Below are 307 nucleotides of genomic sequence, written 5' to 3'. Positions count from 1 at the left end.
CGAGGTTCAGCTCGTAGCGGATTTCCTCCAGCAGGCGCAATTCGGCTTCACGTATGCGGCCATCTGCGGCTGCCACGTCGCAGGCGAGGGCGTAGGCGGTTTCGAACAGGCGTTCCGGTAAATATTCGCGGATCAGGCCGAACAGCGCGTCCAACCCGTCTTCCTGCTCGAAGAGATCGAAGACCGTCTTGCCCATGGTGGTCAGCCGGTCGCTGTCGTAGCCCGAAAAAATCGGCAAGGTGTTCACCGCGGATTCGATCTTGACCAGTTCGGCGGTGCGAATGTCTTCATCCGACGCGGAAATGGC

The 307-nt window shown here is 59.9% G+C and carries 1 protein-coding gene; it reads right to left on the bottom strand.

What is annotated here, in order from left to right:
* Positions 1-307 (bottom strand): tellurite resistance TerB family protein (locus tag A3764_RS21385; protein ID WP_067952081.1); only part of this gene is annotated, 307 nt, incomplete at both ends.

It is taken from the genome of Sulfitobacter sp. HI0129 (genome assembly GCF_001635395.1).
Taxonomy (GTDB): domain Bacteria; phylum Pseudomonadota; class Alphaproteobacteria; order Rhodobacterales; family Rhodobacteraceae; genus Sulfitobacter.
This window is presented reverse-complemented; position numbering and strand designations above follow the sequence as displayed.